Consider the following 16357-nt stretch of genomic DNA (forward strand, 5'->3'; position numbering starts at 1 on the left):
AAAGATGACGGAACTAACTTTCTTTAAGTCACTTCTGATCAAATAATTCATCAACAACGCTTTTTAAAATCTCATAAGAATGAATTTCCTTCTCAGATTCGTATATATTTGATATCACAAAGAGTTCATCTACTTGATATGTCTGCTGAAATTTAATTAAATCTCGCCGAAGAGTGTCCGCATCGCCCAGAATGGTATACCCTAGTCGATGATATATAATGTCCAATTCAGCTTGGGACAATGATTGAAGGAATTTTTCAGTTGGCGGAACAAGCTGACTTAAATTATTTGTATAGATATCAATATATACTTGCAGATGGCTCGCAGAAATTAGTGTAGCCTCCTCCACTGAATCCGCTGCGATCACACAGATACAAGCCATCACATATGGTTCCTGCAGATCGGCAGATGGTTTGAAGTTCTCACGATAAATATCCAGTGCTTCCCTCATATCGTGAGGTGAAAACTGTGCCCCAAATACATAAGGTAAACCAAGATTTGCTGCGATTTTAGCTGAACCTATGGATGAACCTAATACAAAAATTGGCACGTTGGTTCCAATACCTGGATAAGCACGTATCTCCCCTTGAACGCTCTCGTCTCCTACATATTGCAAGACTTCTTTTACTTCTCGTTCGAAGAAAAATACACCATTGTGGTTGGACCGTCGAATCACTTCAGCAGTTTTTTGATCCGTGCCAGGTGCACGCCCTAATGCTAAATCTACTCGACCCGGGTACAACGTTTCAAGTGTACCGAACTGCTCAGCTACAACTAGAGGTGAGTGATTAGGTAACATAACCCCACCTGAACCCACACGAATTTCCTCTGTGTTTGATAATATGTGCTGTACAATTGAGACGACAGCTGCACTTGCATATGCATCGTGATTATGGTGTTCTGCAAACCAAATACGTTTATAACCCATTCGATCTGCAGCCTTAGCTAAAGATACTGCGGATTCTATTCCTTCTTTCATTGTTTCGCCTTGTCTTAATGGAGCAACGGACAAGACAGATATATCAAATTTTTTCATGATTTCACCTCAAAGTACTATTTTTGCAAAATTGTGAGGAATGATAATCTTTTATGTTGAATGTAGACCTCTCTCGATTGCATACCAAATAAATGTATACTTTCTCAATCCATTGTTACATAGAGAAAATAAAGTAATTTCGCGCTTTTGCTTTAAAGATGAAAGTTTTATATAAAAATAGATTTTGCATAGTCACCGTAGAAGAATATCTAACGGTCAAACATGCTTTCATAAATAAACTAAAACATCAAAAACACTTGAATTATTTTATGTATTCGTCTGAATTAAGTGTGTAGACTATAAAAGAAATATCTAGAAAAGGGAGCTATAAAACAATGAAGATACAACAAATTCGAAATGCAACAATTGTGATTGAATATGCAGGATACAAATTTTTAGTTGATCCATTCTTAGCTGAAAAAGGAGCATATCCTCCATTTCCTAATTCTATAAGAGAAGACCGCAATCCATTGGTCGATCTTCCGGTACCTACTGAAAGCCTATTAAATAATCTAGACGCGGTTATTCTTACTCACCTTCATTTGGACCACTATGATGATGTAGCCAAGAAAGTCATACCTAAAGACATTAAAATGTTCGTTCAAAATCAAGAAGATGCTGATCTTGTGCAAAAAGATGGTTTCACTAATGTTGAGGTACTTCAGGAAGACACTGAATTCAATGGTATCCGGCTGATAAAGACTCCAGGCGAACACGGAAGAGGAGAAATCTTGAAAATGGCTGGATTAGTTTGCGGAGTTGTTTTTAAGCATTCCAGTGAGAAAACCTTGTACGTAGCTGGCGATACAGTATGGTATGAAGCTATTCATAGAGTACTAACTACGTACAAACCGGATGTCATTGTTGTTAATGGCGGGGACAATCAATTCATTCAAATGGGCTCACTTGTTATGGGGAAAGATGATATTTATGAAGTCTGCAAAGCGGCCCCTAACGCTAAAATTATTTCTGTGCACATGGAAGCTGTAAATCACTGGGGACTGTCCAGAGAAGAATTGAAAAATTTTGTGGATGAAAAAGGTATTTCAGATAACGTGTTTGTACCTGAAGACGGAGACTCTTATACTATTTAAAAGTTCCGTGAAATCCTCAATACACCCCAGCTATCGAAGCCCGGGGTTTATTGGGGATTTACTACTTTTTTTTTCTGAAGAAATCGAACTTAATTACATAATCAAATAGAGACGTAATCACAACAGCTCCTAGTGGAATCAATATATAAACCCATAGCGGATTATTTGGAGCTTCACCAGGGGCGGAATCAGTTAAAAAAACATAAAGAATAATACAATAAATTATGGCCACTACAATACCTGTTATGTTTCTATTCTTCATAGCTGTTTCACACCTCTTTTTCACATGAATTACAATATTTTAACTAGATTCTGTTCCTCCGCCTACCACTTTGCAGAGGCTAATTAGCGCTTATCGTGTATATAGACTATATTAATCATTTTAACTCAGCGCAGTTAACAACACAGCAATTGTATTAAAGACACCGTGAACGAACATAGCTGGCACGACCGATTCCTTACGTTCATAGGTCCATGCAAGCACTATTCCACTAATAAAATTCACGGGCAATGTTATTGGGTACTTTGATAAAAAAGCTTGGTATCGTTCCAACGCAGACATGCATAACAGTTCTCTCTCGTTCTTCTTTCCGTATGTAAAGTCGTTACACGGCTTTTCTGACAGAACCGTTCCTCACATATGGCTCCGGTCCATCAATTGATTCAACGCATCGTATGGGATCACGATGACGATTGAATCCTCTAACGCTTCCACAGTAAACACGGATTTCGATCCGGTTACCATGGCTTGGTGACACCTCAGAGCTTCAACTTCAATACTCAGTTACATTTTCCTGTTAGTCTTTTCCGGAATTAGTTCATACAAGGTACGAACATCACAACCGATGGAATCGGCGATCGATATGGCAATTTTGAGGGGCATCACTCTTTTGTTTTCAATGAAGTCGAAAATGCGTTCCGGTTTAAAAAGTAATTCTTTTGCTAGCCATTCTGCTGACTTTCCGTTTTCAATCAATCTTTCATTCAATAAGCAGCGTCCTAGTTCAAATTTCAAGAAGCGATAACCTCCATCGTAACATCATATTTAACCTTAAACGTTGGTTATTCATCACTGACCAGTCCATTTTCATTCATAAGGCAAATTGATTTGAATCTCCTACTCTTTTACCTACTGTATTCCTTGATTTTTTCTAGTCAAAAGGTTTAGCAGATAAGCTTTTAAATCGACCATACGTAAATACTCAGGCTTTTGATCTGTACCACTGATAATCAAGGGAACAAGAGATTCCATTTTACGGATGGAACCGTGACCTCCTCCTCCCTTATGCTTTGGTGAGCTGCCGCTAGTGAATTCATACCCTGGTTTTGCGGTGATAACCAAAAATTCGCCTTGATGTGAGTGGAGCGCGCTTGACAATCGTTTCAGAACATCGGGATACTGATCGTAACTCAAGGAGTGTGTAGCCATATTTAAGTTTAGATCCAAGACCTCTTCGTCCTGTTCGACTGTCCATGATTGACCGTATGGATCTGTCAGGTTGCCTCCTGCTTTAAATTTGATCTGATTGGCTGTTGATCCTTGCATGGCGTAATTCCAATCCTTTTCTTTCCAAGAGATGAAATCGATGCGTGGGTCTTTCATTAAAAGGTTGGCCGTATCTCTCAAGGAACGATCTACATTTAATGAATACACATAGGCCATCGTTTCATTGACGGCAAGAATGATCTCAGTCTCCTTCGACACAGCTTCACCAGGACGCAAGATTTTGGCATCTCCAAGCAAGGAAGGCAAATCTATGACCGGATTCTGTTCGGCAGGCAGAATCCGGGTCATGCCGCTGTCGCCTGCAATGATAAAGTTGGCATGATGCAAGGCTTTCTCTGGAGACCCGAATGACTCCAAAACAGATTGAAGTTGTTGATCTAACTCTTTGACCCCATGAAGCCCCGCAGGTCCTTCTTTATGTAACTCCCGGTCTAAATCCGGCAAATAGACAAACAAAAAATCCGGTAGTTTATTGGATCGAATCAAATATTTCACAGCTTCAATAGCAAAATCATTATTGATACCCATCCGATTCGTTAGGCCATCCGGCAAGTTTTTGATACCTTGAAACGGATTAGACAATGCACCCAGGGATAGGAAGTCTGGCCCTTTAACCTGAATTTCTTTTGGTAAGGAAGTAGTAGCTTGCATCCAATCAGGTATCGACAATTTATGAGCGGACGCCCCTCTGTATATCAGCCCGTTGATCGAACCAGACTTTAACCCTTGCTGAGCCAATTCCTCATAAATCGTGGGAATATCCTTGTTCAAATGACTTTCATTCAAATGGAATAATGCATCAGTCATAACTGGACTAACTCCGAGTTTTAGCACTTCCATAGGTCCGGTTCCGTAATTGATCACTTTCTTGTTGTCCGCAGAATACCAAGTTAGGCCCGGCACACGGTGAATGTCTGAATACGCACCAGTAATCAGCGAGCTGTCGATTGTGACGGACATCGTGGGAAAAGAACTGACCAAATTTTTGTAATATTGCCCGTGTTCGATCAGGAATTTAAATGCGGGAAGTTCCTGTTTACTGATCCCTTGGTCGATCGCTTGATACATCAAAGAGTCCACCATCAGGAAGATGACTTTCTTTGCATTTTCTCCATTCGTGGAGTTTATCCGCATCAAATCCTGTTCTTTCGGTTTCGAGTTCTGGCATCCGATAAGCATGATCATTAATAAGATCGAAGCTAACATTTGTTTCCCTTTTTTCCTCATCCAGTTCACCCCGTTTATGTAAATTGTTCATCGAAAACCTTGGAGATATTCGAGGTTTTTTTTACCAAGGGAACTCATCACCATTTTGCATTCCGGAATAATCAAGTCGGTAACTATCCGAGTAACAAAAAAAGCCGCTAAAAATAGCGACTTTAATGGGAAAATCTTCTTGAAAACGAACTAATTCACTTTAGCCCTTTAGTTTTAAAGCAACTTAATTAGCTTTTCTAGCTCATCAACCAAACCTTTTGCAAGTTCAAAATTAGTATCTTTCAGAGCCAATTCTATTTTCATTTCAACTGCTTTTTTCTTTTGTTCATTTTCTAGATAGTTTTCATCAAAATGACTCGCATAAATCATCTGTCTAAATTCTTCTATACTCATTTTACTAATCGTTTTGTCCTCGATAATTAAAACATAATCCATACCATTTACAACCGAATAGAAATCATGAGAAATCATGATAATCGCACCTTTGTAGTCTTCAATGGCTTTCTCCAATGCGATTTGTGTATAGATGTCTAAATGGCTTGTCGGTTCATCCAGGAGCAATACGTTGGCTTGACTGGCAGAAACTTTAGCCAATTGAAGCATGTTTTTTTCTCCGCCAGATAACGATTCAATCTTTTGATCAAGGATTTCTCCTTCAAAGCCATAGTTTGGAAGATACGATCTAATTTCATCATACGTTTGAAACCCGGAATCTATGAATTCATTTAGGATGGTATTCGAATCCTTTAACATTTCGCCTTGAACTTGAGATAAATAAGCTACCTTAACATCAGGATTGATTTCAATGGAATCCTGATTATTTTTAAAAATTTCTCGGAGTAAAGTCGTTTTCCCGGTACCGTTTGGACCGATCAGGGCTACTTTATCTGTTGATTTGATCTCAAAGTTCACATTTTCCAAAAGCAACTCGTCAAAGGAAACGCTATAGTTATTGACGTTAACCACAACGGTGTCTTCCATTTCCTTATCGATTCCAAAACGGATATTCGGCTGTTTGATATCGACAAAGGGTTCTTTTATTCGACGTGCTTCCAATCTCTCTTGAAACTTGACTCTGGCTTTTAACGCTCTGCCTCTGGAGGCTTCCGAATTATATGTGGCGATCTCTCTAAGATTGTCGATGATGTGATCGTATCTCTCAATTTCTTCAGCTTCAGCAACTGCGATTTCTTGCAGTTCGATCTTAGACTGAAGCAGTGAGAAGTTGTAATCGATATATCGCCCGTCAAACTCTTGGAGCTCTGTGTTTTCTAGGTGTATGATTTTGTTGAAACAATGGTTCAACAGATATCGGTTGTGCGTAACAACGAGCAGCATTCCCTTGTGTGTGTTAATCAACTTTTTAAGCGCGTTCAGGTTTTCAAAGTCTAGAAATACATCGGGTTCGTCCATAATCATGAAGTCTGGACGATTCAGCATTTCCTTCATCACTTGAATAAGTTTGAATTCCCCGCCGCTTATGGCGGATATACTAAGATCTTTGAGCTTCATGAGGTTGGCAAGGTTTAACTGTTTATTGATGTTTTTTTCGAAATTATCCCCATCCATCGCCTCGAAGGCATCCAAAGCCAATTGTAGCTTTTCCATCAAGGAATCCATATCCGATGTGGTGGCCATCTCCGCATAAATTGCTGTAATTTCATCTTGTATCTTGATGAATTCTTCTGCGATATATTCAAAAACGGTCATTTCTTTTGTTTTGTCTACTTGCAAAAACTGACTCACATACCCGATTCTGCAATCGGGGTCTATCTCTAACTTGCCCTCGAACAAATATCGTTCCGGATCCATCAGGATATCGATCAATGTACTTTTTCCACTTCCGCTTGTTCCGATAAAAGCACAATGTTGTGCCTCTTCAAACGTAAATGAAATGTTTTTATATAGTTCCTTTTGTGGAAATGAGAAGGATAAGTTTTCAACTTTTATCATAGTGTTACCTTTCTTTACAACTAAATTGGTGGCTAGTATTGAATATATTGTCGAACACAGACTTTTAGAGTAACACTGTTTACCACCAAGTACAATCGATTTTTAGCCCTTACCCTCACTTTGAAATTTGAGTACGCTCTTTCCTAGTGATTAGAGGGATGGATTTTATGAATAAGTAATATTCCATCATACTGATCGCGAGGGATCATCTTCTCGTCTAAAACTCCCCATGCTTTGGCAATTCGAGGTGTATACATCCACTCCGTTGTTGGACTTAACGCCTTGTCTTTCATATTGATGAACCGGGCTGGGCCCATTTCAGTTCCTGCAATATCTTCAAGACTACCTTTTTCATGAGGCAGGACTTGCTCTTCCTCTCCATTGTTTTTATGTGCGCTTCCTTCATATGCATACAAACCTATAACATAACCAGCTTGCTTGAGTGAGTATGGAAGCATCTCACCCATGGTTGGATATGGGTTATTATCATAATCGTAGCCGTTATGCTCTGTGATCATTGTGGAATTATTCTTACGTATATGATAATTGTGTCCCCATAATATCATTTTTTCCTCAGGATAAACGGTTTCTGCAAGCCATTCTACATTATCCGCCATCACGCGATCTCGTTCATAACTTCCTAATTTCAGATGCTTCTCGGGGTCTACTCCTGCTAGCAGATTTACAATATGAGGATGATAGTTATCCAGCATGTCTAACCTATTTTGTAAGACACGATCTACCAGAGATATCAGGTTGAGTTGCTCATTCTGAGTTTTACGAGCCTTACTTTCATTGAATTGTATTCTGATGTTCCATGCGATGCTTCTCCCAAGCTAACGATTCTTTTATCCGTTAAAATAGGCTTTAGAAACATCAAATCAGAGTACTGATCATTTTTCTCTGCGTTAATGGATGTGATCGTATTTGCATTTGAGCGAACGCTTTCTTTCCAAATTAATTCTGAAGATATCGTATTCTTCTGGTCTACTAAAGTTGATCCAGACATATATGCCACCGGACCAATGGACATCACACTGAAACTGCACACCACTGTAGACAATAACACTTTTCTAACCAACTGATTCATTAGGCTGACACTCCTCTGTTTTTATGTATATCAGCTTAACATCTGGAGTTTAAAACCAATGCACGTTGCGTTTAAGATTTGTTTAAGAATATATCAAGTACTATGGGCTTTAGCTCTATAACGCTCTGTAAATGTATACAAAAAAAATCGTCAGCATTTCTGCAACGATTCCTATTGTCAGTCCGCTAGTTGAAAACAGCAGCGGATCACTTTTTATTTACGCACGCTTCTCTTTTTAATTTCTAACAAATGTTATTGAGTGAACGTATCTGTCATCCAATTGAAGAATCTTTCCTTTTCTTCATAGTGTGGGTAGTGAGCCGATTCTTTATAAGAAATAAATTCTTTCTTGTTAGCTTTAATTCCGTCAAAAAACTGTTTGGCAGCATGGGACGAAGTCATAAAGTCATAATCTCCCATTACAAAATAAAATGGCAGATCCAGCTTCTTAATTAAGGAAGGCAATGGACGACTCATCACTTCACCAATTAGAATTCCTTGTGAATAAGTCATTCCTTTATTATAACGTATGACATCGAACATGTTGTATTCACTGCTGAACGCCATTCCAAGAAAACTGTCATCAGGGTTATCCATCAATCTCGCAGCACCATTGTATCGTGTAACAATGTCTCTCGGTGTAAATGTCTGCCCTTGATTAATGGCTTCAGAAACCTGATTCAGTCTTGCTATGTCATCATCATTACCTGCAAGCTGAGCTTGTTTCATTACATAATTCCAACCGTCTATCTCACTCTGCTTAGTATCTCCTACCTGACCAATTCCGATGTAGGCTTCATATTTCTCCGGTGCTTTATGGGCAGCCAAAGAACCAATGTAAGTACCGAAGGAATGGCCGATCAGGATCACCTTTTCCTTGCCAAGGCGTTCAGAGATATAATCCGTGATGGCCAGTATATCATCAACCAACAAGTCCGTTGATAAATTGGAGTAATCCTCAAAAAAATGATAAGACTTTCCGCTTGCTCTTTGATCATAGTTCACGATGGTAAATCTGGATTCCAATACATCCTGATATTGCTTGGCGTGCGGAATTTCAGATGCGCTCGGCCCACCGTGTACATACAGAATGACCGGATTCTCTACATTTTGACCGCGGATCATGATTTCATGACCTGTTCCATTGATCTCTACTTGTTCCAGTACACTAATACTATTTTCCCCTTTTATGTTCGGAGTCCATGTTGGAAAGTAAAGAACCACCATTGAAAGTATTAAAACAGCAATACCGATCCCAATAAATAATTTCTTCATTTTTTTCATCCGAATTACCCCTCTCTGCGCTTCAATCTTCCGAAGTGATTGTTCCGCTTGTTATAAATTTAGACTTTAAAAGTCATATACACATAGTGCGATTTAGTCATGAATTGAACCTATGACATAAAAAATCGGCAACTCCAATGAGTTGCCGATTTTTTATGAACATCAGTAACATTCTACCTGTTTATTCTTCCATCATTCCTGAATCTCTGGCTTTGCGAGTTGCCTCCCTCCTTCCTTTCACATCCAATTTGGAATAGATGGAAGAAATATAGTTTTTAACGGTCCCTTCACTAAGAAACAAAGCTTCAGCAATATCTTGATTGCGCAAGCCAGATGCCAACTTGTGAAGCACTTCAATTTCACGTGCGCTCAATCCGTACTCATTGCTCTTTGGAGCAGCAGACGGGGGTATATTTTTTATCATTTTGGCCGCCATTTCCTGAGAAATCAATGTACCTCCTGTATGAACCACACGTATTCCTGCAGCCAGCTCCTTGGGACGGATCGCTTTGAGTAGATACCCCTCTGCTCCATGGCTTAATGCCGTCAAAACATAATCCACTTCCTTATATGAGGTCAGCATGATGATCTTAATCGCCGGAAGCTGTTGCTTAATTCGTGACGTTGCAGCAACGCCATCCATAACGGGCATATTAATATCCATTAGCACGATATCAGGCTGAAATTGTTTACTGCCTTCAATGGCTTCTTCCCCATTTTTGGCTAATCCGACAATTTCAAAATCTTCTTCAAGAGACAGGACAATATGCAGACTCTCCAGAATAAGCTCTTGATCGTCGACAATTAATATTCTAATCTTCTGCATGTAACATCACTCCATTTAACGGAATTTCGCATCTCACCTCGGTGAACGACGTGGCTCCAGATGAGGATGAGAGGGTAAGCTTACCTCCAATTTCCTGAATCCGTTGCTTCATCGTGGTTAAGCCAAAGCCGTATTCCAATTTGTCCAATGGCTTACCATTATTTCGAATAACGATATGTAAGGCTTCCTCAACAAAGGAAAGCTCCAAATTCAGCTTAGACGCTTTTCCGTGTTTTAGCGCATTCGTAAACGATTCCTGAATCATGCGCAGAATAGCTTGTCGCGCTTTAAGAAGCATTGCATGTTCTGTCATAGGCAGATTCAATGTAACATTCGTTCCAGTGTGCTCGGCAAAGCTATCAGCAAGTACGCTAATCTGCTTAAAGAGGCTATTATCGTCTTCTCCCATTTCGTGAACAACATCTCTCATTTCGTCGAGATTTCTCTCGGCTAACGCTCTCAAGCGAATAAGTCTATCTTTCACCTCAGCAGGCTTATGATCCAATAGAGCAATGGCCGCATCCAGACTCATGATCAGAGAAATAAAGGAATGCCCAAGTGTATCATGGAGTTCCTTGGACATACGGCTGCGTTCTTCCATTAACGTTAATTTCTCGACCTGAGCGGCATAATGGCTCAACAACCTGTTCTGATGTTCAACTTCAACCGCCAAGGCATTTTTCTGACGATAAGCATTAGCTATGAAGCTTACCCATATACCAATAAAGCAAAATAACAAGTTGTCGAACCCCATACTCATGCTCTGGTTCAAGATGTATCCTTGATTGAACAGGAAGACGAAAGGTATCAAAAAAACAGTAGGGATAATCCAAAATGTCTTTCTGGTCAATAAGTAGCCCATGGTTAGGCTGGGAAGCAAGTAATCAGGCGAGGAGATGAATTCAGAATGGATAGTCATATTCACATAATATGAGCCGCCAAGAATGACCTCGGTAATACAAAACCACAGATTGTTCAACCGCAGTTGTGGAAACCAAAATAAGATCGGGACAAGGAAGGCCGCCAAAAGCCAGATGATCTCCAATTGAACGTGAGCCGAGTCTTCGGGTACAGTCAGAATTAGAATGGCAAGCAACAAGTAATGATAAAAACGAAGCGAGAATATACTCCAGTCCATGAAAGCAATGATTTTTTTCATTCTAGCTCCTAGATAACGAGAATCATTGAAAGATGACTGCTCTGACTCCACAAAAATATTTTTCCACTCCCTACTCACCAAGTGTTATCACTACCTAAAATAAATCTTAGATTATTTCGTAAGAAAAATACAGTTCTTTTACAAGTGGTCAAAAAAATGAGCGGTGCCGTACCTTCAGTGTTTCGCTTAGGCTTTTCCCTGATCCATTATCATTATTTAAATTCCTCCAATCATAGAGCAGTATGTTTTGAACGAATGCAAAAAAAGCCGATAACTGCGACTCTGCTCGCGGTCATCGGCTCTGCACTTTACGTCTGGCTCTTAGATAAATTGAAATTTCACCGCTGTATCTTCCCTCATTTTAATTCTTGTTTTTGATCGCATACTGGGCAGAGTATTCAATCATGTTATGCATCATAATTCTTTACGGCTTAGCCATCTTGGGCATATGATCCATGAGAGTGTATATACTACAACACTAAGTGCAGCTACTATTCCATATACTAAAAGCAGATTTTCTTCTATATTCATATAGTAGCCTAGCCATTTTCTTAATCCCGCAATCGCAAGAGCAGTAACTACATAAGAAAGGATTATTCCGGCAATACTTTTTTCTCCATCAAGTTAAATCTTTAAGAATAAGTCCTTTCATTTCCTCTCCCCCTTTATATACAACAGCATAATATCATCAATTGTCGCAGGGTCAATCACTGCATTTGGGTATTTTTTTTGCGCCGATACAAAGCTTCCCCGTCCTACGGTGGTCTCTATAAAACCGTCCCTTTGCAAGCCTTTTGAACAGTAATCACACTGACATGGATAGATTTAGCCATGGAGCGCATCGATGGAATGGGGTCTCCAGTCTTTAATTCACCGCTCATAATCATCGCTTTGATCTGTGATGTTATTTGTTCGTAGATGGGCTTACTTGTATTGCTGCTTATGATAATCTCCATGTAAGTTACTCCAATTAGATTATTTTTTAGTAAAGGTTTTCCTTTCTCCTCCTAGCTTTTACTTTAAATACGGTCTCCCTGTAAAAAATACAGATGTCAAATAATGAAAAAGAAAAAAGCCGCTACAATAGCGGCTTCTATTAACCCTATATTAGGATAAATGCGTGCTTCCTGTTTGATTCACTACATATAATGGTCAGATACCACACACACAACACGGGGCTATTCGTGGCTCCGGTACCGGCGACCTCTCCCCTGATTAAATTCCGGGAAAAGCTCGCCATTTTGATATGTTCTCACTTTTACACGTTAGTTTATAATCTGCGTATATGTAAATATAAATATAAATCTAGAATCAGTCTTCATTTCCCTCTTCAATTTTACGATAAATAGTATGGGTTATATGAATAACCATAATGTTTAACACTTCTAAGGGGGAACAGGATTTGAGACAGACTTACAAAAAAAAGATGGATTTAAGGTTCAAACTGTATTTGATTATTCTGGTTCCGCTACTGGCCATGGGCGGTCTAATCATGTGGACCACCATCGACTCCAGTGAAAATGCATCATTAATGACCATGCAGCATAACAATCAGCAGCTGGCTGTGAATACCGCCTCTCAACTAGGTCAGGAATCGGAATTAATTAAGACATTATCTTCTACTGCTTCAGAGGAGAGCGACGAATATAAAAGTCTTAGGGACGAACTCGTTAAAGTTAGGCTTCAATCGGGAGCCTTGTATGTTTATATGTATAACAAAACTTCGGACGGTTGGATCTACACCGTGGATGGAGCGAATTGGGACGATAAGGAATATAGCCCTTACGGGACTGCAATGGAATTCAATCCCCAGATTCAGGAACGTTTGTTACGCGGTGAAGTCGTCACAACAGGCATTGTAGACGATCCAACCTGGGGACAGCTTTTGTCCTCCTTTACACCAATCAAGGATTCGCAAGGCGTTGTTATTGGCTATCTGGGCATTGATATTTCTGCTGGAGCAGTGAATCAAGTCTCCACAACATCCGTGAATAATGCTTATCGGACCATAATCCCGATTTTTGTGGTTGTACTGATTCTTTCTTTGGTCATGATGCTATTCGTAGTAAGAGGCATTCTTAGACAAGTACGCGATATTAAGTCAAGTCTCGAGCAGGTTGCTGATGGGAATCTCAAAGTCGTATCCACACATATGACCAATGATCAACTCGGTGACATCAGTGATTTGATTAACATCATGGTTGCCCAATTGACGAACATACTGATGGGAATACAGCAAGGATCAAATACGTTGCAGCAGTCATCCAAAGATATTTCGGAAACCGCTCAGACGAACCAGCGTCAGAGCGAAGAACTTTCCAGAGCGATTGAGGAAATTGCCATAGGTTCAATGAAACAGGCTGAAGAGACAGAACACTCCGTCCAGCATTCAGAGAATCTCGGCAAAATAATGGATGAAGTAGGTTCATATGTGAAACAGTTTACTCATACTTCAGAGCAGCTATCTTCTGTTCAAGTACAAGTTACACGTGAACATGAGGTTCTGCTTGAGAAGGGCCGAGAGAATGCCAAGCGAGTTGAGCATCAACAGGATATTTCCAGGTCTCTGACGACTCAATCCGAACTCGCTTCCTCTATTAGCGGTCAAATTCACAACATTTTAAAACAAACTCAAATACTATCCCTGAATGCTTCAATTGAAGCAGCCCGAGCTGGAGAAGCGGGTAAAGGCTTTGCAGTCGTTGCTGGTGAAATGGGACAGCTCGCTCAACAATCCGAACGTTCGATCCAGGAGATTGATGAGATCCTGAGTTCATTTGTTCAAGAGATACATCGTATGGGCAGTCATTTTGATGCGAATATGGTAGCAGTTAAGGAACAGGAGGAACAGATCGCTGATTGCCTCCAGGCATTTAGACAGGTTAGCCGCTTATCGACCGAAGTGCATGAGTTGGCTCAGAGTTTAGACAGCCGGACGATGGATATGCACTCTATTCGTCAGGAGTTGGAACAGAACCTCAGTTATATTGCTTCCGCAACCGAGGAAACTTCAGCCATGGCCGAAGAAGTCACGGCTAGTGCTGTGGAACAGCAACGATCGGCGAGCGAATTGTCGAACATCTCCGGGGAGCTCGCTGGTCTTGCAGGGGACCTCAAATCATATTCCGATCAATTTCAAGTCGAAGTCCGTAAATCAGGTCCATAATAATAAAGCCCTCGTTACCTGTCGAATCAGACGGCCGGCACGAACCATGAAGTAAGGCGCATAGCTTCCTTTCTCCTTGGTCATGTGAGTCCGTTAACGACGATCATAAAATAGAAAGCCTGCCTCTGAGAGCAGGCTTTTTTCGTTCGGAATTAAAATGTCAGATACCGATTTCGGTAGTCGAGAGCTAGGAGACAATTGTCGGACATCTTGGCCTCCTCTGCTTCTAGCAATCTGCGGAACAGGAAAACCAGATTTAGCAGCATCAGGTTTTCGGGTTCTTTTAGTGGAATGCCTATGAGCCGTTCCAGCTTCTCCAGTCGGTAAGCCGCTGTATTCCGATGAATATACAACCTGGAGGACATTTCATTCATGTGGCCATTACATGACGCATACGTTTCCAGCGTCTGTAGCAGCTCAGGGTCATAGCCTTCTTCGGCGAGCAGGCTGCCAAGATAGCGGTCGACGTATTGTTGCATTTGTTCTCGTGGAATACCTTGGACAAGTTTGAGGAGATCTTCTTGAACGGCGGACAATTTGTCAGCTTTTGCAGTCATTGCTTCCCCTCCCTGAAATAGGACGTGCTCTTTTCGAACAGCATGACTAGCTGCTTATATTCATAGCTCCAGGACATGCGCTCCTGAATTCCCTGCCGTTACCTTGATTAAGAAGTGGCGATCCTTCACTATACATCAACCTGCCCCGCAACAGTGTCATCTTAACTTTACAGCCAAAGCTACGACCAATGTACGGTGAATGACGATGCTTCTGATAGAGGTCTGATGCTTGAAGTGTATAGGAGGCATTAAGGTCAACCAGAACTAGATCGGCATCATAGCTCACTGCAATGCGTCCCTTCACAGGAGCCAGCCCGAATCGTTCAGCGGGGGCCGCTGACAACAGGCGAGCCAGTAACGGAAGCGGAATCCCCCTTTTCAGGTAACCTTCGTCCAACATCAACTCCAATGTGCTTTGTACACCGGCAATGCCGCCCCAGGCTTCAAACAGGTCATTCCCTGTCTTCATGCTTGCTGGGCAGGGCGAATGATCCGAAGACAGAAAATCAAACCAGCCTTCCTTTAACCTAACCCATAGCTGATCCTGTTCTTCCGCATCACGTAGTGGAGGCGCGCATTTCGCCACTGCACCCATGACTGCAAAGTCTTTGTCAGTCAGGCAGAGATAGTGCGGACAGGTCTCTAGGGTCACATTAACTCCCACTTTCCGGGCTTCACGGATTCGTCCTGCAGCAGCCTCAGTGCTGATATGGACAAAATGTAACCGACATCCGCTCTCAGCTGCATACCGCAAGGCAGTTTCCACTGCATCCACCTCAGCCTCTATTGGACGTGAGGCTGTATAGCTCTCCGGGCCGAACCGCCCCAGGCTTCGGGCTTCACGAGTGAGCCGGGTTACGGTAGGCTCATGCTCTGCATGGAGCGCCAGTACCTTGCCCGTCTCTGCGATAATTCGCATCCCTTCTCTGAGGGTATCATCGTCCGACCTGCGAAACCCATCCTTGTCTTTATCACCCGGAGAAGACATGAAGGCCTTGAAACCGATCACTCCGGCGTTTGCCAGAAGTGGCAACTCTTTAAGATAACCGGGCATCAATCCGCCCCAGAAGCCGTAGTCAGCATAAGTTCTACCTGACGCACGTTCTCTTTTTCGCTGAAGTGCACTAACCGTAACCGTAGGAGGAATGGCGTTAAGTGGCATATCCAGGAAGAAAGTTCCTCCTCCGGCAGCAAGAGCAGCCGAACCCGTTTGGAAGCCTTCCCAGGCTTCCAGCCCTGGCTCATTAAAGTGTACATGTGTGTCAATTACGCCAGGCATGACTGTCAGTCCACGCGCATCAATGACTGTGGCCCCCACCGGATCGATATTATCTGAGATTTCAGCTATCGATCCATGGATAATTCCGATATCCTTCCGTTCTACAGCTGCTTCAGTAACGATCATTCCGCCTGCAATGACTAAATCATAAGGTATTGCGGATTTCATGCTCCACTCCTCCTTGTCCA

The 16357-nt window shown here is 41.4% G+C and carries 14 protein-coding genes and 2 pseudogenes; 2 read left to right on the forward strand and 14 right to left on the reverse strand.

The features are described 5' to 3' along the window. Positions 1-28: 28 nt before the first annotated feature. Positions 29-1036 carry an LLM class flavin-dependent oxidoreductase gene (locus FS628_RS23770; protein ID WP_145325444.1) on the reverse strand — a complete coding sequence of 336 codons (1008 nt, stop codon included), beginning with the start codon at positions 1034-1036 and terminating at the stop codon, positions 29-31. Positions 1037-1371: 335 nt separating this feature from the next. On the opposite strand from FS628_RS23770, the gene FS628_RS23775 reads away from it, so the two are divergent. After that, on the forward strand, positions 1372-2130 hold the full coding sequence (locus FS628_RS23775) for an MBL fold metallo-hydrolase (protein ID WP_145325445.1): 759 nt from the start codon (positions 1372-1374) through the stop codon (positions 2128-2130). Between the two features lie 382 nt (positions 2131-2512). On the opposite strand, the gene FS628_RS23785 is transcribed toward FS628_RS23775, so the two are convergent. The 11 genes and pseudogenes from FS628_RS23785 to FS628_RS23830 all read right to left on the reverse strand — a co-directional run. Further along, entirely contained in the window at positions 2513-2641 is a 129-nt protein-coding gene (locus FS628_RS23785; RefSeq protein ID WP_440131309.1) for a CPBP family glutamic-type intramembrane protease, read from the reverse strand. A 6-nt stretch (positions 2642-2647) separates the two neighbouring features. After that, positions 2648-2842 (reverse strand): annotated as a pseudogene (locus FS628_RS33485) (Crp/Fnr family transcriptional regulator); the annotation flags it as partial. A 72-nt stretch (positions 2843-2914) separates the two neighbouring features. Then, positions 2915-3145, reverse strand: a complete 231-nt coding sequence (locus tag FS628_RS23790) for an XRE family transcriptional regulator (protein WP_145325448.1) — start codon at positions 3143-3145, stop codon at positions 2915-2917. Between the two features lie 114 nt (positions 3146-3259). After that, complete coding sequence (locus FS628_RS23795; protein WP_260871164.1) at positions 3260-4843, reverse strand: alkaline phosphatase family protein; 1584 nt, start codon at positions 4841-4843, stop codon at positions 3260-3262. 225 nt (positions 4844-5068) lie between these two features. Next, the gene (locus tag FS628_RS23800; RefSeq protein ID WP_145325450.1) at positions 5069-6808 is read right to left on the reverse strand and encodes an ABC-F family ATP-binding cassette domain-containing protein; all 1740 of its coding nucleotides are present in this window, start codon (positions 6806-6808) and stop codon (positions 5069-5071) included. 143 nt (positions 6809-6951) lie between these two features. Continuing rightward, a complete protein-coding gene (locus tag FS628_RS23805; protein WP_145325451.1) occupies positions 6952-7521 on the reverse strand; it encodes an erythromycin esterase family protein in 570 nt (189 codons plus the stop codon). Between the two features lie 38 nt (positions 7522-7559). Beyond that, complete coding sequence (locus FS628_RS23810; protein WP_145325452.1) at positions 7560-7898, reverse strand: hypothetical protein; 339 nt, start codon at positions 7896-7898, stop codon at positions 7560-7562. 252 nt (positions 7899-8150) lie between these two features. After that, on the reverse strand, positions 8151-9182 hold the full coding sequence (locus tag FS628_RS23815; protein WP_145325453.1) for an alpha/beta fold hydrolase: 1032 nt from the start codon (positions 9180-9182) through the stop codon (positions 8151-8153). 181 nt (positions 9183-9363) lie between these two features. Then, positions 9364-10008: a response regulator transcription factor gene (locus FS628_RS23820; RefSeq protein ID WP_145325454.1), complete on the reverse strand. Its 645-nt coding sequence runs from the start codon at positions 10006-10008 to the stop codon at positions 9364-9366. Next, positions 9995-11167, reverse strand: a complete 1173-nt coding sequence (locus tag FS628_RS23825; RefSeq protein WP_145325455.1) for a sensor histidine kinase — start codon at positions 11165-11167, stop codon at positions 9995-9997. The genes FS628_RS23820 and FS628_RS23825 overlap by 14 nt, the downstream gene beginning before the upstream one ends. A gap of 723 nt (positions 11168-11890) precedes the next feature. Further along, positions 11891-12123, reverse strand: a pseudogene (locus tag FS628_RS23830) (GntR family transcriptional regulator); the annotation flags it as partial. Between the two features lie 470 nt (positions 12124-12593). Here FS628_RS23830 and FS628_RS23835 point away from each other — a divergent pair. Continuing rightward, complete coding sequence (locus FS628_RS23835; RefSeq protein ID WP_260871165.1) at positions 12594-14333, forward strand: methyl-accepting chemotaxis protein; 1740 nt, start codon at positions 12594-12596, stop codon at positions 14331-14333. Positions 14334-14485: 152 nt separating this feature from the next. Here the strand turns inward: FS628_RS23835 and FS628_RS23840 are convergent, their stop codons facing one another. Both FS628_RS23840 and allB read right to left on the reverse strand, forming a co-directional pair. Continuing rightward, entirely contained in the window at positions 14486-14890 is a 405-nt protein-coding gene (locus tag FS628_RS23840) for a PucR family transcriptional regulator (protein ID WP_145325457.1), read from the reverse strand. Positions 14891-14936: 46 nt separating this feature from the next. Then, entirely contained in the window at positions 14937-16337 is a 1401-nt protein-coding gene (allB, locus tag FS628_RS23845) for an allantoinase AllB (protein WP_145325458.1), read from the reverse strand. Positions 16338-16357: the final 20 nt, after the last annotated feature.

It is taken from the genome of Paenibacillus xylanexedens (assembly GCF_007676705.1).
In the GTDB taxonomy this organism is placed as follows: domain Bacteria; phylum Bacillota; class Bacilli; order Paenibacillales; family Paenibacillaceae; genus Paenibacillus; species Paenibacillus xylanexedens_C.